The 26,621-nt window shown below is 48.0% G+C and carries 26 protein-coding genes and 1 pseudogene; 8 read left to right on the forward strand and 19 right to left on the reverse strand.

Annotated elements, in window-relative coordinates; all coding sequences use genetic code 11:
- Position 1 precedes the first annotated feature (1 nt).
- Positions 2–3,889, reverse strand: a complete 3,888-nt coding sequence (gene hrpA, locus I2D83_RS12270; protein WP_205946610.1) for an ATP-dependent RNA helicase HrpA — start codon at positions 3,887–3,889, stop codon at positions 2–4.
- A 336-nt stretch (positions 3,890–4,225) separates the two neighbouring features.
- Here hrpA and I2D83_RS12275 point away from each other — a divergent pair, with 336 nt between their 5' ends.
- On the forward strand, positions 4,226–4,831 hold the full coding sequence (locus I2D83_RS12275) for an FMN-dependent NADH-azoreductase (RefSeq protein WP_015840513.1): 606 nt from the start codon (positions 4,226–4,228) through the stop codon (positions 4,829–4,831).
- Between the two features lie 60 nt (positions 4,832–4,891).
- Here the strand turns inward: I2D83_RS12275 and I2D83_RS12280 are convergent, their stop codons facing one another.
- Together I2D83_RS12280 and I2D83_RS12285 are read right to left on the reverse strand one after the other, a co-directional pair.
- A complete protein-coding gene (locus tag I2D83_RS12280; RefSeq protein ID WP_015840514.1) occupies positions 4,892–5,125 on the reverse strand; it encodes a YnbE family lipoprotein in 234 nt (77 codons plus the stop codon).
- Positions 5,126–5,140: 15 nt separating this feature from the next.
- Positions 5,141–7,732, reverse strand: coding sequence for a YdbH family protein (locus tag I2D83_RS12285; protein ID WP_205946611.1), 2,592 nt, complete (start codon positions 7,730–7,732; stop codon positions 5,141–5,143).
- Between the two features lie 372 nt (positions 7,733–8,104).
- Here I2D83_RS12285 and I2D83_RS12290 point away from each other — a divergent pair, with 372 nt between their 5' ends.
- The 3 genes from I2D83_RS12290 to I2D83_RS12300 all read left to right on the forward strand — a co-directional run bounded on the left by I2D83_RS12290 (position 8,105) and on the right by I2D83_RS12300 (position 12,681).
- Complete coding sequence (locus tag I2D83_RS12290; protein WP_205946612.1) at positions 8,105–9,658, forward strand: methyl-accepting chemotaxis protein; 1,554 nt, start codon at positions 8,105–8,107, stop codon at positions 9,656–9,658.
- 341 nt (positions 9,659–9,999) lie between these two features.
- Positions 10,000–11,553, forward strand: coding sequence for a methyl-accepting chemotaxis protein (locus I2D83_RS12295; protein ID WP_180778026.1), 1,554 nt, complete (start codon positions 10,000–10,002; stop codon positions 11,551–11,553).
- 120 nt (positions 11,554–11,673) lie between these two features.
- Positions 11,674–12,681, forward strand: a complete 1,008-nt coding sequence (locus I2D83_RS12300; RefSeq protein WP_015840518.1) for a 2-hydroxyacid dehydrogenase — start codon at positions 11,674–11,676, stop codon at positions 12,679–12,681.
- Positions 12,682–12,824: 143 nt separating this feature from the next.
- Here I2D83_RS12300 and I2D83_RS12305 read toward each other — a convergent pair whose 3' ends face one another.
- From I2D83_RS12305 to I2D83_RS12315, 3 genes are all read right to left on the reverse strand, one after another.
- Positions 12,825–13,115, reverse strand: a complete 291-nt coding sequence (locus tag I2D83_RS12305) for a putative hemolysin (protein ID WP_181828698.1) — start codon at positions 13,113–13,115, stop codon at positions 12,825–12,827.
- Between the two features lie 297 nt (positions 13,116–13,412).
- Positions 13,413–13,751, reverse strand: coding sequence for a 2Fe-2S iron-sulfur cluster-binding protein (locus I2D83_RS12310; protein ID WP_180778023.1), 339 nt, complete (start codon positions 13,749–13,751; stop codon positions 13,413–13,415).
- A 32-nt stretch (positions 13,752–13,783) separates the two neighbouring features.
- The gene (locus I2D83_RS12315; RefSeq protein WP_205946613.1) at positions 13,784–13,969 is read right to left on the reverse strand and encodes a hypothetical protein; all 186 of its coding nucleotides are present in this window, start codon (positions 13,967–13,969) and stop codon (positions 13,784–13,786) included.
- Positions 13,970–14,487: 518 nt separating this feature from the next.
- Here I2D83_RS12315 and I2D83_RS12320 point away from each other — a divergent pair.
- Positions 14,488–14,760, forward strand: a complete 273-nt coding sequence (locus I2D83_RS12320; RefSeq protein ID WP_014915626.1) for a hypothetical protein — start codon at positions 14,488–14,490, stop codon at positions 14,758–14,760.
- A 471-nt stretch (positions 14,761–15,231) separates the two neighbouring features.
- Here I2D83_RS12320 and I2D83_RS12325 read toward each other — a convergent pair.
- From I2D83_RS12325 to I2D83_RS12335, 3 genes and pseudogenes are all read right to left on the reverse strand, one after another.
- Positions 15,232–15,532: pseudogene (locus tag I2D83_RS12325) on the reverse strand (transposase); the annotation flags it as partial.
- Positions 15,459–15,950, reverse strand: a complete 492-nt coding sequence (locus I2D83_RS12330; protein WP_155116474.1) for a hypothetical protein — start codon at positions 15,948–15,950, stop codon at positions 15,459–15,461. The pseudogene I2D83_RS12325 and the gene I2D83_RS12330, both read right to left, overlap by 74 nt.
- Positions 15,907–16,290 carry a hypothetical protein gene (locus I2D83_RS12335; RefSeq protein ID WP_155116475.1) on the reverse strand — a complete coding sequence of 128 codons (384 nt, stop codon included), beginning with the start codon at positions 16,288–16,290 and terminating at the stop codon, positions 15,907–15,909. The genes I2D83_RS12330 and I2D83_RS12335 overlap by 44 nt, the downstream gene beginning before the upstream one ends.
- A gap of 300 nt (positions 16,291–16,590) precedes the next feature.
- Here I2D83_RS12335 and I2D83_RS12340 point away from each other — a divergent pair, with 300 nt between their 5' ends.
- Positions 16,591–16,944 carry a YebF family protein gene (locus I2D83_RS12340; RefSeq protein ID WP_015840524.1) on the forward strand — a complete coding sequence of 118 codons (354 nt, stop codon included), beginning with the start codon at positions 16,591–16,593 and terminating at the stop codon, positions 16,942–16,944.
- A gap of 6 nt (positions 16,945–16,950) precedes the next feature.
- Here I2D83_RS12340 and I2D83_RS22495 read toward each other — a convergent pair whose 3' ends face one another.
- The 6 genes from I2D83_RS22495 to I2D83_RS12365 all read right to left on the reverse strand — a co-directional run bounded on the left by I2D83_RS22495 (position 16,951) and on the right by I2D83_RS12365 (position 20,641).
- The gene (locus I2D83_RS22495; protein ID WP_015840525.1) at positions 16,951–17,757 is read right to left on the reverse strand and encodes a lipid II-degrading bacteriocin; all 807 of its coding nucleotides are present in this window, start codon (positions 17,755–17,757) and stop codon (positions 16,951–16,953) included.
- A gap of 185 nt (positions 17,758–17,942) precedes the next feature.
- The gene (locus I2D83_RS12350; RefSeq protein WP_205946614.1) at positions 17,943–18,194 is read right to left on the reverse strand and encodes a hypothetical protein; all 252 of its coding nucleotides are present in this window, start codon (positions 18,192–18,194) and stop codon (positions 17,943–17,945) included.
- Positions 18,195–18,374: 180 nt separating this feature from the next.
- Positions 18,375–18,497 (reverse strand): hypothetical protein, encoded by a 123-nt coding sequence (locus tag I2D83_RS22500; protein WP_264041744.1) that lies wholly within the window; start codon positions 18,495–18,497, stop codon positions 18,375–18,377.
- An 84-nt stretch (positions 18,498–18,581) separates the two neighbouring features.
- Positions 18,582–18,824 (reverse strand): hypothetical protein, encoded by a 243-nt coding sequence (locus tag I2D83_RS12355; protein WP_015840527.1) that lies wholly within the window; start codon positions 18,822–18,824, stop codon positions 18,582–18,584.
- A 183-nt stretch (positions 18,825–19,007) separates the two neighbouring features.
- Complete coding sequence (locus I2D83_RS12360) at positions 19,008–19,724, reverse strand: N-acetylmuramidase family protein (RefSeq protein ID WP_071821000.1); 717 nt, start codon at positions 19,722–19,724, stop codon at positions 19,008–19,010.
- 158 nt (positions 19,725–19,882) lie between these two features.
- Complete coding sequence (locus I2D83_RS12365) at positions 19,883–20,641, reverse strand: TIGR02642 family protein (protein ID WP_230458218.1); 759 nt, start codon at positions 20,639–20,641, stop codon at positions 19,883–19,885.
- A 125-nt stretch (positions 20,642–20,766) separates the two neighbouring features.
- Between I2D83_RS12365 and I2D83_RS12370 the strand changes: the two genes are divergently transcribed.
- Entirely contained in the window at positions 20,767–21,642 is an 876-nt protein-coding gene (locus I2D83_RS12370) for a hypothetical protein (RefSeq protein ID WP_205946615.1), read from the forward strand.
- Positions 21,643–21,996: 354 nt separating this feature from the next.
- Here the strand turns inward: I2D83_RS12370 and I2D83_RS12375 are convergent, their stop codons facing one another.
- The 4 genes from I2D83_RS12375 to I2D83_RS22505 all read right to left on the reverse strand — a co-directional run bounded on the left by I2D83_RS12375 (position 21,997) and on the right by I2D83_RS22505 (position 24,876).
- Positions 21,997–23,784, reverse strand: a complete 1,788-nt coding sequence (locus I2D83_RS12375) for a DUF3427 domain-containing protein (RefSeq protein ID WP_015840531.1) — start codon at positions 23,782–23,784, stop codon at positions 21,997–21,999.
- A gap of 22 nt (positions 23,785–23,806) precedes the next feature.
- Entirely contained in the window at positions 23,807–24,034 is a 228-nt protein-coding gene (locus I2D83_RS12380) for a nuclease domain-containing protein (protein WP_071821001.1), read from the reverse strand.
- Positions 24,035–24,106: 72 nt separating this feature from the next.
- Complete coding sequence (locus tag I2D83_RS12385; protein ID WP_015840532.1) at positions 24,107–24,754, reverse strand: DUF1367 family protein; 648 nt, start codon at positions 24,752–24,754, stop codon at positions 24,107–24,109.
- The gene (locus I2D83_RS22505; RefSeq protein WP_264041736.1) at positions 24,751–24,876 is read right to left on the reverse strand and encodes a hypothetical protein; all 126 of its coding nucleotides are present in this window, start codon (positions 24,874–24,876) and stop codon (positions 24,751–24,753) included. The genes I2D83_RS12385 and I2D83_RS22505 overlap by 4 nt, the downstream gene beginning before the upstream one ends.
- A 757-nt stretch (positions 24,877–25,633) precedes the next feature.
- On the opposite strand from I2D83_RS22505, the gene ttcA reads away from it, so the two are divergent.
- Positions 25,634–26,569, forward strand: coding sequence for a tRNA 2-thiocytidine(32) synthetase TtcA (gene ttcA / locus I2D83_RS12390; protein WP_194430309.1), 936 nt, complete (start codon positions 25,634–25,636; stop codon positions 26,567–26,569).
- Positions 26,570–26,621: the final 52 nt, after the last annotated feature.

Below are 26,621 nucleotides of genomic sequence, written 5' to 3' on the forward strand. Positions count from 1 at the left end.
ATTAGCCTTCGACCTGCTCCATCGCCTGCAATACGCGCTTATCCGAGATCGGGAACGGCGTCCCGAGCTGCTGGGCAAAGTAGCTGACGCGCAGTTCTTCAAGCATCCAGCGCACCGCTTTCACGTCCTCATCGTCACGTCGCTCCGCTGGCAGCTTGTTCCACCACTGCTGCCACGCCTGTTGAACCTGCTCCACCTTCAACATCTGTGCCCGATCGCGGTGGACATCCTGTGCCAGTTTCTCCAGACGTCGTTCTATCGCTTGCAGATAGCGCAGCACGTCCGGCAGGCGCTGCCAGCCGTTTTCGGTCACAAAGCCACGGAACACCAGACCGTTCATCTGACTCTTGATATCGCTTAACGCCAGCGCCATCGCCATGTCTACACGCCCTTTCAGACGTTTATTAATGGTGAAAACGGCTGTCAGGATTTGCTCAACCTGTTTGGCGATATCCACCACCGTATCGTTCAGCTCCGCACGCACTTTTTCATGCAGTTGCTGGAAGGCTTCTTCCTGCCAGACCGGACCGCCGGATGTCTCAATCAGTTTATCCACCGCGCAGGCGATACAGTCATCGATGAGATCCAACACTTTGCCGTACGGGTTGAAATAGAGACCGAGCTTCGCCTTGTTCGGCAGCTTTTCATGCAGATATTTGATCGGTGATGGAATGTTCAACAGCAACAGGCGACGTAGTCCCTGCCGCATCACCTGCTGTTGCTGGTGCGGCGTATCGAACAGACGAATTGCCACGCTATCCTTTTCATCCACCAACGCCGGATAGGCTTTAACCGAGTAACCGCCGCGTTTCTGCTCATAGCAGTCCGGCAATGAACCAAAGCTCCAGACGTGCAGACCGCGCTGCTCCAGCCCATCATCCGCCACGGATGATAGCGTCTGCTGCACTTTATCTTTGAGCTGATCCTTCAGGGCGTTCAGGTCTTTGCCTTCCCGCTGCGTCCGATTCTTCTCATCGATGACGCGGAACGTGATTTTCAGATGATCGGGCACCTGATCCCACTGCCATGCCTCGCGCGGCACCGTCACACCCGTCATCAGCCGTAGCTCACGCTCCAGCGCATCCAATAGCCCTTTCTCTAGTGGCGTGGTGCGCGCTAGAAACGCTTCGGCGTAGTTCGGCGCGGGAACAAAGTTACGGCGTAATGGTTTGGGCAAGGATTTAATCAGCGCGATCGTCAGTTCGCGCCGCACGCCGGGGATCTGCCACTCGAAGCCCTCTTCACGCACCTGATTGAGGATGGGCAGCGGAATATGCACCGTGACGCCATCCGCATCCGCACCCGGCTCAAACTGATAGGACAGCCGTAATTTCAGACTGCCCTGATGCCAGAAATTCGGATAATCCAGCGCGCTCACCTTCTCCGCGCCGTCTTTAATCAACATGCTCTTTTCAAAATTAAGCAGGTCGGCATTATCCCGGCTGGCGACTTTCCACCACTTGTCAAAGTGGCGCGACGAGATGACATCGTGCGGCAAGCGCTGATCGTAGAAAGCAAACAGCGTCTCGTCATCCACCAGAATGTCGCGGCGACGCGATTTGTGCTCTAAATCTTCTACTTCCGCCAACAGTTTGAGGTTAGCGCGGAAAAAGGCGTGATGCGTTTGCCAGTCGCCTTCCACCAGCGCATGGCGGATAAACATCTCACGCGCCAGCGTTGGATCGATTTGGCTGTAGTTCACCTTGCGCGCCGCCACAATCGGCAGCCCGAAAAGCGTCACCTTCTCCTGCGCCATCACCGTGCCCTGCGCTTTTTCCCAATGGGGCTCGCTGTAGCTCCGCTTAATCAGATGCTGGGCTAGCGGCTCGATCCACTCGGGTTCAATACGCGCGGCAATACGTCCCCACAGGCGGCTGGTTTCCACCAGTTCAGCCACCATCGTCCACTTAGGCGGCTTTTTGAATAGCCCCGATCCGGGGAAAATCGCAAACCGGGCGTTACGCGCGCCGCTGAACTCCTGTTTCTCAATATCTTTCTGCCCGATATGTGACAGCAGCCCGGTGAGCAGCGAGCAGTGAATACTCAGGTAATCGGCCGGTTCGCTGTTGACCGGCAACCCCAGTTCTTTCACCACCTGACGCAGCTGTGTGTAAATATCTTGCCATTCGCGCACACGCAGGTAGTTAAGGAAATCGGTGCGGCACTGACGGCGGAACTGACTGGAAGACAGCGTTTTCTGCTGCTCACGCAAGTAGTCCCACAGATTGACGAAAGCCAGAAAATCGGAGTCTTTATCGGCAAAACGGCGGTGTTTCTCATCCGATGCCTGCTTCTTATCCAACGGCCTTTCGCGCGGATCCTGAATCGACAGCGCGGCAGTGATGACCATCACTTCACGCACACAGCCGGTTTTACGCGCTTCCAGCACCATTCGCGCCAAACGTGGATCGATCGGCAATTGCGCCAACTGCTGCCCCTGCGGCGTCAGGCGGTAATGCCCATTTTCCGCCAACGTAATGGCACCTAGTTCTTCCAGCAGCCGTACGCCGTCCTGAATATTGCGTTTATCCGGTGCTTCAACAAACGGGAACGCAGCGATATCGCCGAGCCCCAGCGACGTCATTTGCAGAATGACGGAAGCCAGATTGGTACGCAAAATTTCAGGATCGGTAAATTCAGGCCGCGACAGGAAATCCTGCTCGGAATAGAGGCGGATACATACCCCGGCGGCTACACGACCACAGCGCCCTTTACGCTGATTCGCCGATGCCTGTGAAATTGGCTCTATCGGCAGGCGTTGGACTTTGGTACGGAAGCTGTAGCGGCTGATACGCGCCGTGCCCGGATCGATCACATAACGAATTCCCGGCACGGTCAATGACGTTTCCGCTACGTTGGTCGCCAGCACGATACGGCGGCCATGATGTGACTGAAAGACGCGGTTCTGCTCCTGATTCGACAGACGCGCGTACAGAGGGAGAATTTCGGTATGCGGCAAGTCCAGACGGGTCAGCGCTTCTGCGGTATCGCGGATTTCACGTTCACCGCTCATGAAGACCAGAATATCCCCCGGCCCTTCGCACGTCAGCTCGTCTACCGCATCAAAAATGGCCTGTAGCTGATCGCGTTCGCTGTCGTCGGCATCTTCCACCACAGGACGATAGCGCACATCCACCGGATACGTCCGCCCGGACACTTCGATGATCGGGGCGTTATTAAAGTGGCGGGAGAAGCGCTGCGGGTCGATAGTAGCCGACGTAATAATCACTTTTAAATCAGGGCGCTTTGGCAACAGCTGGCGCAAATAGCCCATGATGAAATCGATATTCAGGCTGCGTTCGTGCGCTTCATCGATGATCAATGTGTCGTACTGCATCAACAGGCGATCCTGCTGAATTTCAGCCAGTAAGATACCGTCGGTCATCAGTTTGACCAACGTATTGTCACTCACCTGATCGTTAAAGCGGACTTTATAGCCGACGCTGCCGCCCAGCGGCGTTTCCAGCTCGGCAGCAATGCGGTCAGCGACGGTTCTGGCCGCCAGACGACGCGGCTGCGTATGGCCAATCAGGCCGTGCACGCCACGCCCCAGTTCGAGACAGATTTTCGGTAACTGCGTGGTCTTCCCCGACCCCGTCTCGCCCGCGACGATAATCACCTGATTATTACGCAGCGCTTCCAGTATCTCGTCTTTTTTCTGGCTAACGGGAAGCTGTTCAGGGTAGTGAATCGCCGGACGGCTTGCCCGTCGATTCTCGACTTTCTGACGCGCCGCGACAATCTCCCCCTCAATTTCCTGCGCGATCGCAGCCTGAGCCTGCGGGCTGCTAACCTTCGCGGCGCCCTGCAAGCGGCGGTGCAGACGCTGCCGATCGCGAAGCATTAGCTCACTTAACTGCGTAGATAATGCACTGAGAGGTGATTTCACGTTGCTCTTCCTTAATCGTTTCTCTAATTCTTTTCTCTGCCGGGACAATACGCGTCGCCGAATCTGGCTCAATTGAGCCTACCTGATTTCAAAACACGGCATGTTTAAACCGTGGAAATGCTTAAACCGTGGGGATTTTTAAGTCGTGGATAGTAACACATTGTCATAAGCGGCTCTAATCACCCCGCGCAGTCTTATTCAAACATCGTCTTATTCAAGAAAATCGAATAAAGACCTCGAATATTTGCACTTTTCACTTTCCAGAGCACCGCATAAGATGTGACACATCAAAGGGCGTTATGTTGTCGCCCACTTCAATCACTAAAGGAATTGGCAATGAGCAAAGTATTGGTTCTGAAATCAAGCATTCTGGCAGGTTATTCTCAGTCAAACCAACTGGCCGACCACTTCACCGCCGAGTGGCAGTCTGCACATCCAAACGACAGCATCACCGTACGCGACCTGGCCGCTCAACCGATTCCGGTTCTTGATGGCGAATTAGTCGGCGCACTGCGTCCTTCCGATGCTGCACTGACCCCACGTCAGCAAGAAGCGCTGAAACTGTCCGACGATCTGATCGCCGAGCTGCAGGCGCATGACATTATCGTGATCGCCGCGCCAATGTATAACTTCAACATTCCTACCCAGTTGAAGAACTACTTCGACCTGGTTGCCCGTGCTGGCGTCACGTTCCGCTACACCGAGCAAGGCCCAGAAGGTCTGGTGAAAGGTAAACGCGCTATCGTCTTAACCAGCCGTGGCGGTATCCATAAAGGCACAGCAACCGACCTGCTGGAACCGTACCTGCGCGTCTTCCTGGGCTTCCTGGGTCTGACTGACCTTGAGTTCGTGTTCGCAGAAGGTTATGGCTACGGCCCGGATGTGGCGCAGAAAGCGACCGAAGCAGCGAAAACCCAGCTGTCTCAACTGGTCACTGCATAACGAATCGTTATTCATATCATTGTTACCGACCTTGCCATTATATTGCTTTAATTGGCTTAATTATTGCGCGCCCTCCGGCGCGCTTTTCTTTATCTCATCACCGGCTGCATTATCCGATTTTTCGAGCAATTGCGTCGCTTCTTTATCCGCTTTGATGTGAATTTCATGCTCGATCTTCACGTTCATATTGATAGTGATGGGCTCTTTGGGCGCAGCCACTTCGATACGCGGCACACATCCTGTCAGGAAAACGACCGTGCACCATGCCACCAGCAATGTCTCGCTCTTGTTCATTGTTCTGCCTTGAATTTATTCATTTGCCTGTTGTTCCAGCGTATCCCGCAAGTTATCGCCAAAACGTAAGCTGCGCCATAGCTGGAAGATATTCTCCTGATGGCGATAGTTAAGAATAACCTGTCGATTCGCACTGAGCTGCGGATTTTTCCCCTGCACCTGCGAGGCTAATGTCAGTTCACCCTGATTACTCAGGTCAAGCGTGGCATAGGAACGCCCGATCTCCAGATAGCGCAACCAGCCAATTGCCGCACCGCCTGCCAGATTTTTACTCGCTAATTCATCGGCCAGTTGGTTATCCAATCGCAGCGTCAGGAAACCATCATTGGTAATGCGTCCACCTTCAATCAACATGGTGGGGTGATTAAAATTCAACGGAAGCGTGCCGCTCACGCGCCCGGACAGCGCGAACTGCTTTTGCTTCAACACCGTCAGCAGTTCGCTGAGATCCACGCTCTTAACGGTAAATAACGCGGGTTCCCGCTGTGGCCAACGCAGCGTCGATAGCCCAATATGCCCATCCAATACGTCCATATCCGCCTGAGACATAATCAGCGGTCGTCGTTCGCTGTACGGGTAAAAACCCTGAAGATCGACGCGGATATTGCTCATGCGAAACAGGTTATCCAGTACGTCAATTCGCAGCGTGACGGGCTGCCTGACGCCCAGTTGCCAGCGCTGATCTTTCAAGCGGTAAGGCAGAACAAAGTTTACGCCGCTGACTTCACCATCCTGTAACCACAGCCCGCCATTTTTCACAACCCAATGCCCACCCGCGCTGAACCCTTCTTTACGTGCAGCGGAGAAGGCCGCCTGTGCGTAAAACTGTCCGGCGCGAATGTTCATTTTCAACTGTGGGGAAAGCAGAGGCTGAAACACCTTAAGCGGCTGCGTCGGCCACCATGCACCACCTCGCAGTCGCTCACCATCCCAGCGCCCGCGCAGCCTGACCGGGCCGATATCCTCAGCCTGAAGCTGCCCCTGTAGCTGGAAATCATCCGGGCTGCGCCCCTGCATCGCCAGCGTTAACAACGAAGGAGGCAGATAGCCACCGTTGCTGAAATGTGTCCGCTCTGAGGCCAGTTGCAGCGCCCCTTGAAAGTACTCACCAGAACGGGCGCGCTGCCAGCGGATCGGCTCCGTAATCGTCAGCCGAGGCTGGTGCACCGTCACAATGCCATAACCCAATTGATCCAGACCGCTCGACAGTTGGCTGACCTCGAGCAAGGTGTCCTGCCACTGCCCACGCCCGGCTACGTCCCACTGACCTTTCAGCGGCGGCAGGTGGCCATTGCCCCAATAACGCCATTGCCATTGCCCTTGATCCGGCCAGAAATCCTGCGCCTGACCGTCAAGGTGCAGGTTAAAACGTCCCCAGTATGCTTCTCGCGCTTTCACAATCGCCTGTAGTCGTCCATTCACGCCGGTCGCACTGACACGAACGCCCGCCAGCGGCCAGCGCGCCTCTTCCAGATAAACCTGCGGCGCAGGCGTTCCCCAGGCACGCAGCAGCGCCCCCGGTAAAAGAGCGAGTTCAGGATTGAGGATCGAACCTTGCAACACCCCCGGTAGCGTCGCCGTCAGGGAGAGCGCCGGTAAATTAGCCTGCCCGGTAAGCTGAAAGCGCAATTCGCTGTTGAGCAGGCCAATCTTGCCCGGCCCCAGCACCAGTACAGCGTTCGCCTTGCCGTTATGTCCTTGCGTCAACATATTCAAACGCGCATTAATCGTGGTGGCATCCAGCCCTTGTCGCCAATGCTGTAACGTCATGGCGACCTGCCCTGAAAGTGGCTGATCGGCATAAGGCCAACGCCAGACGCCGTTAGTGACCTGAATTACCTCATCCGTCAGTTGCCACGGCAGCGATATCAGCGGCGTGTCATCATTCGCCGCATTCAGCACTAATTCACCAGCTTGATGATGCCAGTCCAGCAGGAGCGAAAGTGGATCCGGCGTCTGTCCTGAATCCAGTTTTCCGGTAAGTCGTCCCTGTATCGGCGCGGCATCCAGCGTATCGGCCAACGTCATGTCACCGCTGACCTGTAGACGTACAAATCCCGCGGGCGTGGCGAGCATACCTTCATGCAGGGTCAGCTGTGTCTCATTCAGTTCAGCCCTAACCACCAGTTGATCGCCCTGATAATCCAGCGTTTGTCGCCGTTTACCGTCACTACTGAGTCGCACCTGCCCGGCATAATCCTGCCAGGGCAGCAGCGTAAACGCTTTTATCTGAATATCGGCAGCAGGCAATCGCTGTTGCCACTGCGCCAGTTGCGCTGGGGATTCGGAACGGCTACTCGCTGGCACATGCTGCAGACAATCGCTGTTTAACGTCACGGCATCAATCGCAACATGCCATCGCCAGCCATGCCAACGCAGCGTCATATTCCGTACGTCAACGAGCTGGCACTCGCCAGCCATAATGCTGAACCCCGCGCTATATGGCCCACCGCCCTGCCAGCCAGGCACCCCATTCACGGCCAAAGACATCTCCGCGGGCAGCCAGATTGTGGCGATGCGTGGCAGCCACTGCGGCAGCGTTCGCCAGGAAAGAAACAGCAGCGCGACAAGCAGGAAAGCGATTGGAAGTGCATGTTTTTTAATCATTAGCGCGAATTAAGCATCCTGTTCAATAGCGGCAAAAATTCGTCCTATCTGTCTCTGTCGTTTATTCATTCACAAATCGCTCTTTTTGTTAACAAACAATCCTATCCAACTCACATTTACCACCATTGAGCGTACATGCTCATTACCCTTTCGTGGTAAAATGTTTAATTGAGGTTATATTTTGTAATGAACCACGTTATCTCATCATGAACAAAGCGTTTCGGGGTGAACATCAGGATTATCTCCGTCTGTCCGAACCGCCTTAAAAAAAGCAATGAGCAACCTGAACCATTACTGCTATCCACTCATTCATTTCCGTGGATACGCCTCAGTTAAATCAGTATTCGGACACAGCATATCAAGGACTGCTTCATGCGTAATAACACCCCTGTCACCGACCGCCAGCTCACTCTTTCTGAAAAAACCAGATTGATGTCGGTCACTACGCCAGAAAGCCATATTACCTACGCAAACAAAGATTTTATTGACGTCAGCGGCTATAGCACCGATGAGCTAATGGGGCAGCCCCATAATCTTATCCGACACCCGGATATGCCACCAGCCGCCTTCGCGGATATGTGGAAAACGCTGCGTGCGGGCAATATCTGGACAGGAATAGTGAAAAATCGGTGTAAAAATGGCGACCATTACTGGGTAAAATCCAGCACTACACCGTTGAGAAAAAGCGGGGAAATTACCGGTTATATGTCGGTGCGAACCGCCGCGTCGCCCGAAGAAATTCGTCAGGCCGAAGCGCTCTACGCCAATGCAAACGAAGGTAAACTGAAATACCGCACCTTCCATCACGGCCTGCTCATTTATACCGGGCCATTACGCATCCTAAGCCTGTTTAAAACCATGCCGCTACGCTGGCGCATCCGCAGCTACTTTCTGCTTTTTAGCCTGATCCCGTTGATCGCCGCCTATTCCCTGCTGGCGGGAACGGCATTGGCTTCCGTACTCTTTCCGCTGCTCATCGCCTGCTGTTTTGTCAGTGGCGAGCTTCTGGTGCACCATATCGCTCGCCCCATCGAAAAAATCCTGTCTCAAGCCATGCGTTCCGCTGCTGGTCAGGCAGACAACCTGACGCAGCTTAATCGCGTGGATGAAATTGGCATGCTAATGCGGGCCGTAAATCAGTCTGGTATGAATTTCCGCACCTTCGTGGACGATGTGAACACCAATCTGAGTGAGTTGAAAAACGCCTGTAATGAAATCGCGCAAGGCAACCAGACGTTGGCACAGTGCTGCGAGGAAACAGAAGAAAGTCTGCAACAAACTGCCGCCTCCGTGGAACAACTGACGGCGACGATAAAAAGCAATGCGGAAGCCTCACTTCAGGCTTCGATATATACGCAGGATGTCAATCAGGCGGTAAATTCTGGAGAACAGGCCGTCAGCCAGGTCTCTACTACCATGGAGACGATCACGCGTTCCAGCGAACGTATTACCGATATCGTCAGCGTGATGGATAACCTCGCGTTCCAGACCAATATTCTGGCCGTGAACGCCGCCGTCGAAGCCGCACATGCCGGGGAACAAGGTAAAAGTTTTGCGGTAGTCGCCAGTGAAGTTCGCTCGCTGGCACAGCGCAGCGCTTCCTCTTCCAGTGATATTTCGACCATCATTGACGAAACGCTGAATAGTATTCGTACTGGCGAACAGCAGGTTTCGCATACACACAAATCCATGAGCAATATTCTGCTTCAGGTTCAGCATGTCACCAACTTGATGAATGAGATCAGCCTCGCAACACAGGAACAATCTCAGGGGCTGGAACAAATCAATGAAGCAGTAAACCGCATTGATGAACTCACACATCAGAATACTGCACTGGCCAGTCAGTCACACTCGGCCACCGATCATCTGCAACAGCAGATATCAAGCATGGTACAGGCCGCGTCTGTCTTCAGCCTTTCCCGCTAAATCTCGTCTTCACGGGCGCTCACGTCAGAGCGCTCGTCGCCCCTCTTCTCGCCATTTCACCGTTATCTAGCATTCGTTGCCGCAGTGCAAATTCGCAGAGTCATAATATACTTAACAAACGAATGCTTTTGGTCATCGGCACGTGCGTTTATCGCGAGTCGGGTTAGATAACTACTTTCTCGCAGAAAAAATAACGGGCGAAATTAGTGACAATATATAAGTCTACCCGCTAATTATTTCGCAAATATTGCCGTTAATTAAATAGCATCAACCGCCTTTCTGTTCGCTAATAGATCTAAAAACATCATATTTATGCTTGCTTATACTAAAAGGATTAATAAATGCGTAAGAATTTTCCGGTCAGTGATATTCAGTATTTATTAGATGAAAAAGCCAAGCTAATGTCGGTTACCACTACCGATAGTCATATCACTTATGCAAATGACGATTTTATTGATGCCAGTGGTTACGACTTTGAAGAAATCCTCCACCAACCTCACAATATCGTGCGCCACCCAGACATGCCTCCGCAGGCGTTTGCCGACATGTGGGCGACGCTAAAGGCAGGTAAAATCTGGACTGCCGTCGTCAAGAACCGCCGCAAGAATGGCGATTACTATTGGGTAAAAGCCAGTACGACACCGCTGATGAAGGAAGGGAAAATAACAGGATATATGTCGGTACGAACTCGGGTTTCACAGGAAGAGATTCGGCAAGCTGAAGTACTTTACCGTCAAATGAATGAGAATAAATTAAAAAACCGCCGACTCTTTCAAGGGCTGCTGATTTATAAAGGACCACTAAAATTTCTTAGCTTATTTAACGTCATTCCCGTACGCTGGCGGATAAGAAGCTACGTATTCCTTTTTATGCTATTTGCGCTGCTTTTCTTACTTGCTACCCTTCCACTCACTACGCCGCTATTAATTTTTGCTTTGGTGCTACTCACTAGCGCGGCCATAACCAGCGAATTATTAGTTCAGCATTTGGCAAAGCCGCTGGAAAAAATTCTACGCCAGGCCATTAATTCCGCATCCGGGCAGGCAGACAACTCGTTTCAGCTTAATCGTGTGGATGAAGTCGGCATGTTACTACGCGCTGTCAATCAATCCGGTATGAACTTCCGCACGTTTGTCGATGATGTCAACGGCAAGCTGGTCGAACTGCGCCACGCTTGCGGCGAGATCGCCTCCGGGAATTACACACTGAGCCAGCGCTGTGAAGATACCGCCCAAAGTCTACAATCCACCGCGTCATCAATGGAAGAACTGACAGCGACGATTCAAAGCAACGCCTCTGCTTCTCAACTCGCGACGCGCTGTGCGAACGATGCCAATCAGGCCGTCGATGCCGGGGAGAAAGCCGTCAGCCAGGTCACAGACACCATGGCAGTCATGACGCGTTCCAGCAAAGAAATCACCGACATCATCAGCGTGCTGGATAATCTGGCGTTCCAGACCAACATTCTGGCGCTCAATGCCGCCGTCGAGGCCGCTCACGCGGGAGAACAGGGTAAGAGCTTCGCCGTGGTCGCAGGGGAAGTGCGTATTCTGGCGCAGCGTAGCGCCGCCGCCGCCAAAGACATCGCGGAAATTATCGATACCACGATCGCCAATATTCACACCAGCGATAAATTGGTCAATCACACCAGCCAGTCGATGAACAATATATTGACGCAGGTGCAGCAGGTTACGCAGCTTGTGAATCAAATAAGTCTGGCGACACAGGAACAATCGCAAGGGCTGGGGCAAATTAACTCAGCCGTGAACAATATTGATGAATTGACGCGTCAGAATACGATTTTGGCAACGCATTCCAGTTCTGCCATTAACAGCCTGGAACAGCAGATCTCCACGATGTCTGAAGCCGTGTCAGTTTTCAGTACGCCTCGCTAAACCCGCTCTTACTCTATTATTGCCCCGTCAATTTCAAACCGTTACTGTCAGTCAGGTAACGGTTTGTCACCGCCCTATTTTCTGATAGCTTAATCTAAGGATTTTTCGGAGAAACTATCAATGAAACTGGCAATTTACAGCACCAAGCAGTATGACCGTAAATATCTGGAGCAGGTCAATCAGCAGTTTGGCTATGAGCTGGAGTTTTTTGATTTCATGCTGACATCGCGCACCGCGAAAACAGCCGCGGGCTGTCAAGCTGTCTGCATCTTTGTGAACGATGACGGTGGTCGCGAGGTGTTAACCGAGCTGGCAGAGATGGGCATTAAAACGCTGGCGCTACGTTGTGCAGGCTTTAACAACGTCGATTTGGACGCGGCGAAGGAACTGGGCATCAGTGTGGTGCGCGTTCCCGCGTATTCCCCTGAAGCCGTCGCCGAGCACGCCGTCGGATTGATGCTGACGCTTAACCGCCGTATTCACCGCGCCTATCAGCGTACTCGCGATGCGAACTTCTCTCTGGAAGGGTTGATTGGATTCAATATGCACAACCGGACGGCGGGCATTATCGGCACCGGAAAAATCGGCATCGCCACCATGCGTATCCTGAAAGGTTTTGGCATGCGCCTGCTGGCCTTCGATCCCTATCCAAACCCGCAGGCATTGGAATTAGGGGCAGAGTATGTCGATCTGAAAACGCTGTATGCCAACGCGGATGTCATCTCCCTGCACTGCCCGCTGACGCCGGAGAACCATCACCTGCTGAATCAGGCAGCCTTTGCACAAATGAAAAACGGTGTCATGATCGTCAATACCAGCCGTGGTGGACTGATCGACTCACAGGCGGCTATCGACGCGCTGAAGCAACAGAAAATTGGTGCACTGGGTATGGACGTTTATGAAAACGAACGCGATCTCTTCTTTGCCGATAAATCCAACGATGTGATTCAGGATGATGTTTTCCGCCGCTTGTCCGCGTGCCATAACGTACTGTTCACCGGACATCAGGCATTCCTGACGGAAGAAGCGCTGATCAGCATTTCTCAAACCACGCTCCAGAACCTCAAAGACATCAGCCAGAACATGCCTTGTGCAAATCTGGTTACATCTTTACCTTGTATACCCTAAATAATTCGAGTTTCAGGAAGGCGGCAAGAGAAGGAATCCCGATGAGCTTACTCAGGTAAGTGATTCGGGTGAGTGAACGCAGCCAACGCACATGCAACTTGAAGTATGACGGGTATATTGCGGCAGTGCTGACTGCCGCACACTTACCCCGCCGGACAGCTTCCATTCATCAGCGACTGTTCGCTACAGCGCTTACCATTGGCTAACTGGCAGGCCCCTACGCTCGCACCGTCAAGCTGCCGTGAGATCCCCATTGTGCCGCCAATCAGCGTACAGTTGACGTCAACCGGAGAGCTGCTTTTCAGCAACACGACGGCATTCTTATCATCATTTTGCGTGGCATCTTGCTGGGTAGCCGCAGCGTTCTCACTATGATTACTGCATCCTGCCAGTAACAACACAGCGGCAGTACACAGCCATGGCAATAATTTCATGTTTTGGCCTCAGATCGGGTGGAGAGTCGGCTCTGACACCACATTTGGCATCAACACCTATCGAATAGATTTTTCAGACAAGGACTATATCTATCACACCTCGGGACGACAACACAGGGTTCAATGCGGGTAATCGGGAAAAGATCAAGGAAATGGTGGGTTATATGGGAAGTGGGGCAACTATAAAGCACAAGCATTATGGTCTGCCCCCAAATGTTTTTGTTTTGATAATGTCCCCTTCTTTATGAAGGGGACATATTTTTCCATTTTAAAGATACAAGCTTAAAAAATCCGCAATCAGTTCCATCTCTGCCAGTCTTCAAAGAAGACTTTGTGCGCTTTTTCTTCATCTTCCAGGAGCTCTTCTACCCCTGTTCGAATAATACAGTCACTTTGAGGATATGCTGAACAGGTTAATATAAATCTAACTTTCTGCTCATCGCTTAGAAACGTACCATCCGATTGATCAACGAGACCGCTAATCAGTAGCGCAGCACATGAAGAGCATGCTCCAGCACGACATGAATAAGGTGAATCAACACCAGCCTCTTCAAGTGAATCTAAAATATAAACATCATCAGGAGCCTGAATTACAGCCCCTGTGGTTAAATCTCTAATTGTATAAGTATGTCCCATCACTTTTATCCTTTTATAAAAATTGAAATTTTTTACCGTGCACAGAAACACTTCGCGCGATTACATCCAGGCCGTCTTTTATTTGAGTCATCGGCGTGACGCTCTTTATCAACGGTCTCCTCTTTTTTATTAACGTCTTCTGACGCATGTTCATTTTTCAAACGTTCATTGTTTTCTTTTTCCATTTTTCCCTCTTTATTAAATTGATTAGTGAGCATGGTGGAAATTTCCGCTCAGCCAATGACAGCTGTCACAGCGCGAGAGATATATTACGTCTAATGCCTATTTTTTTATTTTAAAGCACTTTACTAATCAGACGGTTGCAGGGCAGCATCGGATGCTCGGTTTGCGTTACCGAGCGAGTGAGCGGGTACATAAATGTACAACAGTATTCGATAGCAACATTACGATGAGGGATAAGGGAAATGCTCAGAACGCAAACGTGATTAATCTATACTTATTACATAATCGCCTCATATTAAAATCAAAAATATAATTTCACATGAAATAATTTTCATTATCACCAATATTTTTAAAACACTCTAGCCACTAGCAAAACACCTAAATATTCTTATTTTATTTTTTGATATACTTTCATCTTATTCATACAAAGAGAATGGCACTCTCCCTTGCCAAAGAAAATAAAATAACCTAGTATCACTTTACTGCCCTGTGAAAAATATTAATAGGGCAACACAGCAATTGAATTATCCATTAAATTAAATGAGGTGAAATAATGTCAGATCAACTTTCTGGTGGATGGACTGCTTTCCGTGATTTGAATGATGCTGATAAATCACTTTTTAAATCTACCGTACATTTGCTGGGTGTGGCTTACACACCGCTATTTGTTGCAACACAGGTGGTATCCGGCACGAACTACTCGTTCCTGACGAAAGGCACGGTAACGACCCCAGAAGCCCCGCTAAAAATTGTCAAAATTCATATTTATAAGCCACTGAGCGGCGATGCGCACATTACTAAAATTGAAGAAGTCTTACCGCAATAAATAGTTCATAGAAAAAATGACACTACGGCTAGGTTGCTTATCTCACTAGCCGTAGCGTTGTTTATATCTTCTACTTCCCTGCTTTGCCAGAACCACCTCCTGCCTTGCCTGAATTTCCGCCTGAAGATGAAGGAGCATTACCTCTATTTCCGCCCGATGGATTTCCGGTTGTGCTAGGCCAGTTTCCTCCCTGTTGAGGGTGACTGGACGATGATCCCCTTGATGTGCCTTTACTCATGATATCTTCCTCTCTTGGTTAAAGACTCCTCTATCAGGATAGTCATAAGCGGCACCGTTGCCAAAAATGGCTTCAGTTCGCGATAACATACAAACAGAATCGGTATTCTGTTTGTATGTCATCACTTTGAAAAAGTCAGTAAAAGTAGCGATCCCCCCTCGTCCATAGAGCCATTGTGGAACGCTGGTGTAAAACGATCTGGTATTCGTCGCCGTAATCCGTACCATACACGCCAGATAGCTGACCAGCTCACGCTTTATCGCTGGTTTTAAAGCCTTTTTCAATAACGTCTTTCAGTGCGCGGCACTCGAGATTCAGATCCGCAAACATCTGTTTCAGCCGGCGGTTTTCATCCTCGAGGCTTTTCATCTTTTTGATATCAGAGGCTTCCATACCGCCAAACTTCGCTTTCCAGTTGTAGTACGAAGCCTCAGAGATCCCGGCTTCGCGGCAGACATCTTTAACGGTGCGTCCGGCTTCGACGGACTTCAGAACAGCGATAATCTGATGTTCGGTGAATCGGGCTTTGTGCATGGCGATCTACTCCAGGGACATAATCAGTATGCCGGAAGATCTCTAAAAATGAATGGTCCGGTTTACCGGGATGCTTACGTAACTTGCTCAGTCTGTTCTCAATTGACTCAATCTGGGCAATGTTGCGATCAAGCCCTTGCTCAGCCTTGATGAACTTATCGTAAAGCTCAATGCGCGCTTCGATTGATTCCGCATTCTGCAAATCCTCCATGATTTTGTTCAGCGTTTTCGTCACTGACAGCGCACGGGCGCGGGTGAAAATCAGCTCATCACGCAACTCAGTTTCTTGCACCGCCTCAAAAAGCTCATCAGCGTCCAGATATTTTGCATAGGCAGAATGCTTGCGCGGGATTTGATTGCCAGGCTGGAACGCATTAGCTGGAACACCATAATTCCCGCCCAGCTTGTTCCCTTCCACTAGCATCCCGTTGCGGTTCCGTTTCAGGCTGCTGATCGCTGATGTCGCTGTCGTCTGCGTTTGCTGATTCCTCGCTATCGTTATCGCCAGAATCATCGCGCTTTTTCTCGCTTTTGCAATTCGTGCCTTTCTCTTTGCGAATCTGCGAATCACTTTTTTGCGAACTGCGAATTTGCGAATTCTGCTCAATAAAATCCGTCGCAGCCTTTATCGTAATATGACGCTTCGCAGAGCTATACGGAACTTCATTCTGAGCACACCACTCTACTGGGGAGATTCCCGTTGCTGAGTATGCCGTTGCATAATCGGCCAGCAGCTTTTTCCAATCGTACTTTGCCATAGCGTCCTACTGAGTAAGCATTATCGAGCCACCTCTGGGAAGTGACTCTGGAATGCCTTACTCACCGCACTCCGGTTGTGGCTTAACACATAGTACAGTTAGCCTTTGGCCTGAATCTTTTTCTCAATGTGTTGATCGGTGACTTGTGTCATGTACTTGCCTTTTGTTGGGACGATGAAAGCACCGACGGATGCTGACCGGTGCTTTTCATACTGTACTTCATCATTACAATTAGATTGTGATAACTGTTATTATCTTAAATAGATGATGCATAAGTATACTCAATAAGGAATGCAAACTATGGGATGGAAAAAAAAAGCAATATTCAGTGTCCTGATAACAGTGGTTTCGCTATCAGTGTATAAATATTACTCTCAGTTCATTGGACCTTCATGTGACGAGATCACTTATGAGCAAGTAGTAACTAATGTACAAGATGATCTAATCGAGCATCGCATACCACGTTGGCTAAAACTAAGACCAACCTCTCCCGACATTGCTCCACCTGATATCATCTTTGATAAAGAAAACACATCTAGAACAGTAGATGTTTATCTATTACCAGTAACCGTATCCTACCCAAAAAAATCTCATCAGTTGTTTGCTATGTATGAATGCAAAAGCGGTTCTGTTGAATATAGCGTCAAGAACTGAGCAAGTTTATAAACGCTGACCACGCCCAGAAATATCAAGTGTGCCAGGGATTTGAATTTCATAAGGAGTACCGTTGAATTTATCAAGTACTCCTGTTGACCACTCTCCTAACCTGTCACGATGGGTACTGGGATTGGCATCATAAAGATCATTATAAGCACGAATCCCACCATTATAACTCCATGCACCATCGGGTGAAATACTAAGAACCCCTTCTGTTTTTAGCGTAATATTGCCAAGATAGGAAGCAGGGATAATGCCGTCTAGCACAGTATTACGATTGAAATCACTGCTAATATCAAATCGACCAATAAAACCTTGATTGATAATATTCATGATCGGTGGGATTTGACTAACATCAATAGAAAGTCCTACGTCATTTATATTAATAGATTTATTAGTTCCATTACCAAACAAATAATGTCGGAAAGCATCTACTGGGGTAAACAACCCGTCTAAAAGTTCTGGAGAATCGTTGCCACCAAGTAATCCGAATAAATACTCAGACATATCACGATATGAATCATAACCCAATAGCATTTCCTCCACCCCAGTTTTAATAACACAATTGCTATTAGGGTATGCCGCACAAGTCAATACAAAATATTTCTGTTGCTCTTCGTCTAAAAAAGAAGCATCACGCTGATCAACACTCCCACTAATAAGTAGAGCTACACATGATGAGCATGACCCAGCACGGCAAGAATAGGGTAAATCAAGCCCTGCTTCTTCAGCAGCATCGAGTATATAAGTATCGTCAGAACATTCAAACTCAACATTACCTGTCAAATCTTTAATTTTATAAGTAGCCATACTCATTATCCTTTTATTTAAATAAAAATTTATCGTGCGCAGTGGCATTTCTTTCTATTACATCCGTTCTTCCTTTTGGCATTATCGGTGGGAATACTTACCGATTCATTTTTTTCCTCCTTCGTATCGAGTTTTTTAGAGTCTTGCTCTGATTGAACGTATTTATCTTTCAACATTTTTTCCTCTTATTGTAAAAAACTCTCTATCGCGAGTTTTGGTTTAAATTTTTCTCGTATAGCATCCAATTGTCTATTAACCTGCTCAATCGCCGTCAGTAACGGGTCAATCCAGTAAACGGCCTGCCCATACGTCAATCGGCACCCGGAGGCTGCGGTACTAACACTGGCTGCGTCAACTCCGCTGGCAGTGGCACGCATTGCGCTGGCACGTAGACGGTGCGCGTAGTCGAGCAACCCAGTAACGACATCATCAGACACACACTCACGACTAGCAGGACTACGTTTAATAATTGTCCTGTAAACAATCTGCTTTTCATTAGAATTCGCTTTAATAATTGCGCCGTGTTGATTCGCGTTGCGCGCGATTTCATTATAACGATGGAACTGAAGCGACTGCCCGGCGATAATAGCTTGCTGGCTTGTACTGATATCTTCCGACTACTGCTTATCCCGCTGCGCAATATCCTTATCCCACCGCAATCCTTGCACATACCAACCTGCGCCGAACGCAGCAGCCACCCCACCGCATAACAGCAGCGCTTTCATTTTCGTGGTTAACATGGTTTCTCTGTTAAAAAGTGAGAGGATTGATGAGGGTGAGGAATTCAGATTTCACGTAGCATCGCCAAAACAGCCCTAAAAAGGCTAATTTTTAGACAAATCAATCTGTTTTAGGACAAAGTGCCGAATTCCTATCATCGCAATACATAGCAAAATAATGCTATCGGCCTGTCTATCTGATCCACTTCCACCAATCAGCGCCCCCATGCACGAAATAGAAAGTGCCGAATACATTAGTTTGCCGACTACCCCATCTTTAACTTGATCACTGAACACGCACCACCCAGACCACAGAAGAATGGTGACGTAGGCGATGGTGAAAATCATTGGGCACCTCCACCAAATCGGGATCGGATAAGCCCCCACAGGTCGGCAGCTTCAATGGCCTTGATAACAGCGGCAATCAGCGAACCGCCGAACGCCCCCAGAAGAAAGCCAATGCCGCCTGCCGACGAAGGATTGATATTGAAATAATCGCCAACAATGCCTGTCAGATAGTGGGCGCAGGCGCTACCCGTGAAAACAAAGATCGCGATCCCACGTGCCGTTCTTAAGTCGCTCTGGAATGGTACAGATATCAGTGCACCAATGAGCCCGGCTACCGCCCATTGAAATTGCTCCCACAGTCGGGACAACCATTCCATTACGCTGCCCCTTGGTATTGCTATCAAGTTTGGTGTCATAGCGGTTTTTGGCATACGCTGGGCCGTTGTAAATTCGGGCGAAGGTTGCCCAATCCCGACTTTTCAGCGCCGATAGCAGTTTGTTATCCGCTTTAATAAAGCGCACGAACGTATCGAGTTGGCCGGCCGCTGTGTATTGGGCGTTAATGAAAGCCTGTAATGTCGGGTAGCCGCAAGTTTTCCAGTGGTAACCCATGACCTGGAATGCTCCCCATGATGCAGATTGCAACGCGCAGCCGCGATTAATAACTGTCGCAGCCCGGTCCATATCTTTATCCTCTTTATCGGTGGACTGATAACTACCAGGTTTACGAGCCACCAGATCAGGATGTTTCGCTAATTCAGCATTTGCCCGATCACCGCCGAAATGTTTCGTCAGTTGCTGATACATGACGTGCGGCTCATATTGCACTTTTACCCGACCATCCGGTAAAAATCCGCTGCCATTACTTTCTACTTCCGTCACAGCTTTAACCGTAGCAACCGGAACCCCCAAACCACTCGCGGCGACCCGGTAATCTAAAAGGGTGAGAATTTTGGACATAACACGCTCTATGTGCAGGAAATAAAAAAGCCTGCTGGGCGAACCATGCAGGCTTGAGGACTGACCAATAAAAAACCGGAGCAGCTTTTTAAGGCATACTCCGGTATCTTTCGCGAATTTAGCGCGTATCTGATGTGGGGTCAATCTGGCTCATGCTATTAATCAATTTCGTTATGAATTCTCTCGCTCAGGGTACTAACCGCCTGAGACTCTTCAACATACAACCAGCGCATACAGCGTTTAACCAGATCCAAATATTGTGGCCATTCACCGGCGGCTATCACAGCCCCTATGATAGCCAGCGATTTACGCAGATGCTCGAACGTCGGCGCAATATGCCCGTTACCACCACATTCATTACACACCACAATGGCTGGGCGTAGCGTTTTCCCCGTGCCGTTACAGCGTGGGCAGACATTCAATTGCGCCGCCTGGCGTTCCGACCATTCCCGTAACGCTTTACGCTCATAACCAATTCGCTCATTTAGCTCGGCGATTTCTATCCCCGCGCTGATGTAATCAGCGTGGCTCACCTTCTCGCGGCAGCGCTGCCTTTCAAGTTGCTTAATCTCTGAGCGCAAAGCATCAGTATTCTTGCGCGCCTGCGCTGCTTTAGCGCCGTATCTGCACAGTAGCCCGGCGATATGATCGATTTGCGCGGGAAGATTACGCTCAAGCACTATGCTTAGCGCCAACTGACAGGCAGGGACTGAGTACATAAGGTGAGTTCGAGTTTTTACCCAGTTAGAAATCGCAACTCGAATACGTTGTTCTGCCTGGCTATCGTGACGATATTTTGCCATTAGCACATCAAAGCCAATGGAATGGTATTGCTGTGTGACGGCAAAAGCACCAACGATCTGATCCTTGGAAAGAATACCTTGCCCGCGCTCAACATTTAGTGATTCAATGCTCATACAGCGCGGATCACGCATTCTGATAAGTTGCTCTATAGCTATGGCCATTTGGTCAGTCCTTCTTATTTTAACATTAAAAAATCGATTTCAGTGTAATCAAAACCAAGATATTTTAAGCTAATTAAATGATTTTTATTTTACTGATTTATTTAAAATACAAAAATCAGTTGCAAATGGAGATAATTGAATTGAGAAACACTTCATGGATTTTTAAGTTTATTTGTTACTCCTCCTTGGCTTTATCTCTATTTTTCTTATGGAAATGGATCGAGTTATCCAATCAACAGAATCGAGACCTAGTAGAAACAATAAGCAATGGAATTATAAGTGGAATAGTTACATCCTTGATTGTAGTAATATTTTCTTTCTTATGGCGTTCCAATATCACTCCTTGGTTAGAAAACATCCTATATAAAGACACTAAAGTAGAAGGAATTTGGGAGGGTATGCTAATTCCCTATATTGGAATTGATCAAATTGATAAAAGACGACAAAAAATAGTCATGGGGATAATATCAAAGAGAAAGATGGGGAGTAACGTAAATAGCAAAACAGAGATCAAAAAAGAAACAGGAGTTTCAGCATTACTAATTGACAGCAAGGGAAAAGAGGAAAAAGTTGATGCGGAATTGATTTTAAAAAATGATGGGAATGATAGAGAAGAAAGCAATCACGAATCATCAACTATAAAAATATCTATCGCTGTCGTACCTATTGAAATTAGGGCGGAAATAAAAAGATCAGGACATACAATAACCGCAAATATTATTGAAATAGGAGGGGCAAGTCAAATACATACATACTCAGTGAAAGGATCATTCAAAAACCTTATCTTTACGGGCGAATATGAGAATGATGATCCTTCCAATATAGATAGAGGTAGTTTAAGTTTAATGCTTATAAAGAACGGTCGTGTTTTTGAAGGTTTTTTTTCTTCATATGCAGATAATGAAAATAAAATGCACCCTTTTAAATGCATTTTACAAAGACAAAAAAAATAAATACTCTAACTACCTACTATATAGGATCATTGATGCCCTACTCAGTGAGGCATCAATGATCAGTTAGCACCTGTATAGTTATTCTCAGTTACTCCCTCCAACAAATCTCGTCGGAGGATCACCAATATCAGATGCAATTCCACTGGCAAGAGACTTGTACGTATTTCCCTTAGCTTTCATCTCAATCCACACACAGTGAGAAAAAGCCAGAAACAGATCTGGCACACCAGCACGAACACCCAACCGCTTTGCATCACGCGCTGCCTTCGGTCCACGTTTTCCCTCATTTGGGATATGCAGTAGATAATCGCCGATGCCAACACCATCAACAACGATATTATCTACCCACTCAATCTATAAGATTGCAGCTCGATAACTAACTGGGCTTAAAGTGAAATTCAGCTCCACCGCCCCTTTCTGGGTAAAAAGTTGGTATGTCTTATTCTTTACATCAAAATTATAAACACGATAAATAAAATACTTTTCTTCACAAGCTTTTGATACTTTCACTTCATTTTCAGAAATATAAAAAACCGTATTTTTACCACCCATAGTTGTTTTAACTTCAATATATTTCTCATTCCCATCAGAATCGAAGGAAAGGATATCATATCCAGCCGCACAGTTCATTTCCGATACTTGTTTAACTTTCTCTGCAAGATCTGCCCTTCCTGCTTTTATCAACTCGTTTTTTTCATAATGCAAAACCAACAACTCCCCCTGACTTCCTAAGTTCGAATTCCTTTCATCTGCTGCCGCTCGATCAATCTCTGATATCTCTCGTTGACTTTTATAAACGGTCGACGTTCTCTCTTTATATTTCCTGTTGTTTTCTTCCTCTTTAAGAAAAAAATTCGCAGGATCAAAATCATCGGCATCACTAACTAATGGAATGCTATGTACAAGATTGCTCGAATCAAAAAGATCATTTAATTTTCTACTAATAACCGAGTTTATTAACCGCCATTTAAAATGCACTGGATTAGAACTATTTCCGTTATGCCACTCATATCGAAGAAGTCCTAAATATGAGTACTTATCTTTCTTATTATATCTCAAAAATAGATGAATATTGCTAGTATTGTGATCATGTCCAATAAGACGTTGAACAAATTCATCGTTGATACTCATTTTTGTCTGGGTTTTCCAATTCAGTAAACCATCATCTGACAAAGAATCCCCATATGGATTACCTTCATGTGGTTTTTCCAAAGTTACAATAAAAACAACATCTTTATCAATTTTTACTATTCCAGACACTCCCCACTTCCCTGATTGTGGAGTGAACTTATAATTGGGCTCAAAAAGGTTACAAATTTCTTCCCTGTTGTATTTATTATTAACAGATAAACTTTCATTAGCAGTCTTAAGGATTATTTCAAATCCTAAATTTCTCAAAACTGAAAAGCTTATTGAATCATCCCCCCCACTAAATTCTGAAGATACTAATGGTCTATTTATAATGTGTTTCACTGAAAACCCTAAAACTTGTTTAGGTGCATACCGTTTCCCATCATAAATCAGATCATATGTACTTGAGTGTTTATAGCAATAATTTTCAAAACTTATATTAGGAAATTGATTTAGCGTTTGAATGACATGAGAATCAGTTAACTTAGAAAGAAATTTCTCAAAATCTGATACTCTACCAACTTTATCTTTTTTTATATTTATCACCTTATTGGCATCTAAATAAATAGAAGTGCAAGCCATAATGTATGTAGCCATATCAATATTTATCTTAGATATATAAGATCTTTGATGGGGGGTACCTTCAATAGTTATCGGCGGATAGTCTTTTCCCTTTATAGCAACCAAATGATTTTTATGTTCGGATTTTTTAGAAATTCTCATCGGGTTTTTAAGAGAATAAAACACAACGGACACACTGTAGTCATTATACCCATTAATTATTTCGTGCTTCGCGTTAGTTTTTGCAAAGCCGATATCACTAATGTAACCAGCATGACAAACAAAAATCACATCGTTTTCTCTTACGAGATTTAATGTTTCTCTATACCCATTCTTAGTCCCAATACCAACGACAGAATGTAGATATCCGCCAGGAATTTCCTTATGATAACTCTCATTATTTGTCACCCAAAAATATTGTCTTTCTTGACTGCCTTTTTTATTTTTCATATTCACTCTTATAATATTATTGTTAATATTGATTTCTTAATGTGTAATATAATGAGCTGAGAAATATTTCCTCCTTCTCCCCTGCCCGCCAATCATACGACACACGCCCATCAATCACATCGTGACAAGATGAACAGCCATAGACAGCCCAGAAATCGTCACCTTTATACCCCATCCCATGCGTAGGGCTGGGAAGATGGCACAATACCGTTGTTTCGAGATTAGCGTTACAGATGCCAGAGATCTGCAACCTACAAGCCTGCCCTCGGGCAGACTCACGTAGCGCTTTGCTTCTGAAAGCAGGAAATTTTTCTCATCATAATCAAAAGTTCATCAGTTGGCTAACAGCTTGTTCCATTTCATATTGATCAGCAAAATACTGGCTCAACGTCTCGTTCCAGATCACGCCAAATACGCCGCGGTAAACCTTGTCGAACTTCTCTTGCCCCATATTGACGAATGCAATGCTCCAACGCTGTTTAAGCGTGCCACCATCAGGATTAAGTGCCAAATCATAGAATCCGGCCTTTACCATGACGTGATTCAAGTAAGCATCTTTGGTTTTAACCGCTTCAGGATCAAAACGCTGGCGGCGTTGGGCTGCAATCCTTTCCAATACCCGCACCGCAATGCCCTTCGTCACGTTGTCATAGAGCGATAAATCGCCCGCTTCCTGCGCCAGCTCCTTGGCAACTTCCTGGGCTATCCATGCCTCCGATTTGCTGACAAACGCCCATTCTGGTTCCCAGTACGCAAAACCCAGCTCAAGTAATTTCCAGAATTTACGATGATGTTTGATATTACGCCGGTCGCCGATAGGTGTGAGCAAGATCGGAGTGCCGATTGGCACCCCTTTCATTACGTCACGATCGTGATCGGTACAATACTTGATGCCGCTGCCGGGCAGCAGAACGCCCAGCGCTTCGGTTTTGTGCTTCTTAGGTGATTTGGTGCGGGTAGCTATTGTCATGCGGCTACCTCTTCACGTTCGGCGCACATTTCCGGCAGATTTGCACGCACAAGCACTTCGGCAAACGGAGGCGGAACGGCATTGCCGCACTGCGCAACCTGAGCGGTTTTCGTATGCCGCACAACTATGGCGGCTGAAGCATGCGCAGGGTGATATTAGCCAAAATGATATTTTGGACTACAGAAGCCAGCTACTGCACGGGGAAACACGCTATCCCACTGCCCTGCTCTGCTCACTACTCCGCTTTACGCACCGCTCTGGTTTTATATCAGGTAGGCCATTTGTAGGGGATAAAGAAGCTGCAAAAAAGCCGCCCACGCCCCGCTCCGTTACTTAAGCATGAGTTTGACCAGCTTATCGGTAGTTTGTCGGGGCAAAGCAAGAACCTATGGCAATTGGCATTTTACACCGGGCTACGCCATGGTGAGTTAGCCGCATTAGCCTGAGAAGATATAGACCTGGATGCAGGTGTTATCCATATCTCACGTAATTTAACAATCCTCGGGCACTTTGGCCCTCCTAAAACTCAGTCTGGTATCCGTACAGTCACCTTGCTTAAACCGGCTCTGGAAGCACTTCAATCTCCAATGAAAATCGCGGGGAACAAGCGTACCAACGATATTATCTATCACCACAAAGAATATGGCCTCACTGAAATTCAGCGTTTACGCTTCGTTTCTCTATCCAGAACACGCACCGTGAGCAAAAAATCAGTTACACATGCGGCACCATAGAGCCATTGTGGAACGCTGGTGTAAAACGATCTGGTATTCGTCGCTGTAATCCGTACCATACACGCCATGATTACGCAGACCGTGTTAGCGTCTGCGCCGAACCGTTTTCCATCCGCAACGCCTTTTGCAACGAGCACAGATAAAAATGTCAGAAAAACAAGAGATTAACCCAAAAACTCAGTACAATTTAAACAAATTGCAAAAGCGCCTGCGGCGTAACGTCGGCGAAGCTATCGCTGATTTCAATATGATTGAAGAAGGCGACCGCATTATGGTGTGCCTGTCCGGCGGGAAAGATAGCTTCACCATGCTGGAAATTTTGCGCAATCTGCAACAGAGCGCGCCCGTTAATTTTTCTCTGGTCGCGGTGAATTTAGATCAGAAGCAGCCTGGATTCCCAGAGCACGTTCTGCCGCAATACCTTGATAGCATCGGCGTGGAATACAAGATCGTCGAAGAAAATACCTACGGGATTGTGAAAGATAAGATTCCAGAAGGCAAAACTACGTGTTCACTGTGTTCACGCCTGCGTCGCGGGATTTTATACCGTACTGCAACAGAACTCGGCGCGACAAAAATCGCCCTCGGCCACCACCGCGACGATATTCTGCAAACGCTGTTCCTGAATATGTTCTACGGTGGAAAACTGAAAGGCATGCCACCGAAGCTGATGAGCGATGACGGCAAACATGTCGTTATCCGCCCGCTAGCGTACTGCCGTGAAAAAGATATCGAACGTTTTGCTGAAGCTCGTCAATACCCGATTATTCCGTGCAACCTGTGCGGCTCGCAGCCAAACCTGCAACGCCAGGTGATTAAAGATATGCTGCGCGACTGGGACAAACGCTACCCTGGCCGTATTGAGACTATGTTCAGCGCTATGCAGAATGTTGTGCCTTCTCATCTCGCCGATCATGCGCTGTTTGATTTCAAAGGTATTCGTCACGGTAGTGACGTGGTGGATGGTGGCGATCTGGCTTTCGACCGTGAAGAGTTGCCATTACAGCCTGTTGGCTGGCAACCGGAAGACGATGAAGAAGCGCCGTCGCTCACCCGCCTCGATGTGCTGGAAATTAAATAAGCGTAACATTCTCGTCAGGAATAGCATTAAGACGCTGAACACGGTGGCAAGA

It is taken from the genome of Pectobacterium aroidearum, assembly GCF_015689195.1.
GTDB classification, from domain to species: Bacteria; Pseudomonadota; Gammaproteobacteria; order Enterobacterales; family Enterobacteriaceae; genus Pectobacterium; species Pectobacterium aroidearum.

Coding starts and splice junctions, on each gene's coding strand:
- I2D83_RS12335 (WP_155116475.1), bottom strand. CDS start 16,290: ATGGCAAAGTACGATTGGAAAAAGCTGCTGGCCGATTATGCAACGGCA.
- I2D83_RS12295 (WP_180778026.1), top strand. CDS start 10,000: ATGCGTAAGAATTTTCCGGTCAGTGATATTCAGTATTTATTAGATGAA.
- I2D83_RS12365 (WP_230458218.1), bottom strand. CDS start 20,641: ATGAGCATTGAATCACTAAATGTTGAGCGCGGGCAAGGTATTCTTTCC.
- I2D83_RS12370 (WP_205946615.1), top strand. CDS start 20,767: ATGATTTTTATTTTACTGATTTATTTAAAATACAAAAATCAGTTGCAA.
- I2D83_RS12275 (WP_015840513.1), top strand. CDS start 4,226: ATGAGCAAAGTATTGGTTCTGAAATCAAGCATTCTGGCAGGTTATTCT.
- I2D83_RS12320 (WP_014915626.1), top strand. CDS start 14,488: ATGTCAGATCAACTTTCTGGTGGATGGACTGCTTTCCGTGATTTGAAT.
- I2D83_RS12300 (WP_015840518.1), top strand. CDS start 11,674: ATGAAACTGGCAATTTACAGCACCAAGCAGTATGACCGTAAATATCTG.
- I2D83_RS12290 (WP_205946612.1), top strand. CDS start 8,105: ATGCGTAATAACACCCCTGTCACCGACCGCCAGCTCACTCTTTCTGAA.
- ttcA (WP_194430309.1), top strand. CDS start 25,634: ATGTCAGAAAAACAAGAGATTAACCCAAAAACTCAGTACAATTTAAAC.
- I2D83_RS12360 (WP_071821000.1), bottom strand. CDS start 19,724: ATGTCCAAAATTCTCACCCTTTTAGATTACCGGGTCGCCGCGAGTGGT.
- I2D83_RS12340 (WP_015840524.1), top strand. CDS start 16,591: ATGGGATGGAAAAAAAAAGCAATATTCAGTGTCCTGATAACAGTGGTT.
- I2D83_RS12280 (WP_015840514.1), bottom strand. CDS start 5,125: ATGAACAAGAGCGAGACATTGCTGGTGGCATGGTGCACGGTCGTTTTC.
- I2D83_RS22500 (WP_264041744.1), bottom strand. CDS start 18,497: ATGTTAACCACGAAAATGAAAGCGCTGCTGTTATGCGGTGGGGTGGCT.
- I2D83_RS12285 (WP_205946611.1), bottom strand. CDS start 7,732: ATGATTAAAAAACATGCACTTCCAATCGCTTTCCTGCTTGTCGCGCTG.
- I2D83_RS12385 (WP_015840532.1), bottom strand. CDS start 24,754: ATGACAATAGCTACCCGCACCAAATCACCTAAGAAGCACAAAACCGAA.
- I2D83_RS12375 (WP_015840531.1), bottom strand. CDS start 23,784: ATGAAAAATAAAAAAGGCAGTCAAGAAAGACAATATTTTTGGGTGACA.
- I2D83_RS12310 (WP_180778023.1), bottom strand. CDS start 13,751: ATGGGACATACTTATACAATTAGAGATTTAACCACAGGGGCTGTAATT.
- I2D83_RS12315 (WP_205946613.1), bottom strand. CDS start 13,969: ATGCTCACTAATCAATTTAATAAAGAGGGAAAAATGGAAAAAGAAAAC.
- I2D83_RS22495 (WP_015840525.1), bottom strand. CDS start 17,757: ATGGCTACTTATAAAATTAAAGATTTGACAGGTAATGTTGAGTTTGAA.
- I2D83_RS12355 (WP_015840527.1), bottom strand. CDS start 18,824: ATGATTTTCACCATCGCCTACGTCACCATTCTTCTGTGGTCTGGGTGG.
- I2D83_RS12305 (WP_181828698.1), bottom strand. CDS start 13,115: ATGAAATTATTGCCATGGCTGTGTACTGCCGCTGTGTTGTTACTGGCA.